Source organism: Vulcanisaeta sp. EB80 (assembly GCF_002078205.2).
Genome location: NZ_LCWN02000150.1, coordinates 1 through 1665, shown reverse-complemented (window position 1 = coordinate 1665; position 1665 = coordinate 1). Strand labels below are relative to the sequence as shown.

Here is a 1665-nt window from a genome sequence, read left to right as displayed (position 1 = left end):
GCCTCAATGAAGGGCCTATCCTCGGTAATAACCAGGGGCTTCCTCTTAACAAGATCCACAGCCCTCATACAACCACCGCATAAACAACTAAATTAACTAATTAATAAATTTTATTACATAAGACATACAATACTTAAATACACCTATATTACTACAGTCATACTACTACACAATAAAATAAATATTAATACCTAGATAATAAATAACTAAAGAGAAGAACCAAGGCTTTTAAAGGCAATTAATTAGAGCACTGATGGTGATGAGTAGGGACCTCGCCTGCTCGATAGAATGACGAGTTTGCCGAGTGCTGATCACCGATAACGTAGCCTTCTTTCAACTTGATAACTCCGTAACCATAGTGATCAGTTTCAGAATTTCAATTTTAAAAGGTTATTATTTACAAAATGAAATATGGAAATTGAAACAGCAATTGAAATGCATGGGAAGAATTACAGAGGTAATATTTAAAAATTACAAATGTATGCATTATATATGACGAGAAAAATACTAGCACTAGTACTACCCGCGTTACTACTCGTAGTAGCACTAATGGCAGGAACAACAATGGCAATGCAAGTAACTAAGGTAAAGCCAGACACACCAGGCACAGTAATAATCAAAGAAACAATACCACTAAAACTAAAGACACTACCACCAGTAAATAGAATAGACCCCACATTACCACCAAATACGGGTGTGTTAATAGGACCATATACATTAAGTTCTAATGAAGAAATAGGTATTGAAGTTATATGGTCCCCCTCATACGCTACATTGCTTATTGGGGTAGTAAATGCTAATACAGGATGGGGATATGGTGTGTATGTTAGCGGGGGATCTGCATTTTATATATTTAATCCTGGTCCTGGATCTTGGTATGCACTTGTCTATAACCCAAGCCAATATACTGTCAGTGCAACAATATATATATATATATCTTATATATAATGGATGAAATAATAAGTTTATTTTGCTGTAATATTATAAAATGAATAATTATATCTATTAGCTATAAAATAATATGTTGTAATATTTTTATACTCATAATTAGATACATTTGCACATACTATTGTGTAAACTCCATTATTGGTAGAATTAACTATATTACAGTTAAGTAATGATGTACTATTAATTGATTTACCGTTTAAATTCATCATTTTTATGACAAATATGCCAAGCAATATTAATCCTATAGCAAGTACTAATGACATCAATAATATTACGGATCTATTATTTAATTTATGTTTTCCATATTTTGGTGAATTTAATGCTGTTTCTGGGTTTTTGATTAGTATTTTCACCTGAGGTTTGCTGATGTGGATCTCGAGTATAAGAGTTTCGTTATTGAGTTGAGGGGTGTTAGGTTATTGAGGACTAGGCATACTGATGCTAGGCAGTTTACGATACCTAAGAGGGTTAGGGAAACTTATGGTGTCGGCTTTGGCGATGTTGTTAAAATACTATCCATAAGGCCATCAATCATTAATAAGGATTAGCGCGATTAAAAACAACTAAGTGATAGTTTTCAAAATTTATGGTAATTAGTTAATTAATAAGCATGCTTTGGTGTTTTAATCGAATATTTTATTTGGATTGAATATGCCGTATGGATCAAATACCTTCTTAACGTTCCTCATTAAGTTTAGTACCGTGTCGGCATTACCA

At 32.7% G+C, this 1665-nt stretch carries 4 protein-coding genes; 2 read left to right on the top strand and 2 right to left on the bottom strand.

Annotated features, from left to right (window positions below):
- The first annotated feature begins 492 nt into the window (after positions 1–492).
- Positions 493–948, top strand: coding sequence for a hypothetical protein (locus tag B7L70_RS12750; protein ID WP_238376270.1), 456 nt, complete (start codon positions 493–495; stop codon positions 946–948).
- Between the two features lie 17 nt (positions 949–965).
- On the opposite strand, the gene B7L70_RS13105 is transcribed toward B7L70_RS12750, so the two are convergent.
- Positions 966–1301 carry a hypothetical protein gene (locus B7L70_RS13105; protein WP_081228482.1) on the bottom strand — a complete coding sequence of 112 codons (336 nt, stop codon included), beginning with the start codon at positions 1299–1301 and terminating at the stop codon, positions 966–968.
- A gap of 15 nt (positions 1302–1316) precedes the next feature.
- Here B7L70_RS13105 and B7L70_RS12745 point away from each other — a divergent pair, with 15 nt between their 5' ends.
- Entirely contained in the window at positions 1317–1496 is a 180-nt protein-coding gene (locus B7L70_RS12745; protein ID WP_238376269.1) for a hypothetical protein, read from the top strand.
- A gap of 75 nt (positions 1497–1571) precedes the next feature.
- Here B7L70_RS12745 and B7L70_RS13100 read toward each other — a convergent pair.
- Positions 1572–1665 (bottom strand): FAD-linked oxidase C-terminal domain-containing protein (locus B7L70_RS13100; RefSeq protein WP_143701657.1); only part of this gene is annotated, 94 nt, incomplete at its 5' end.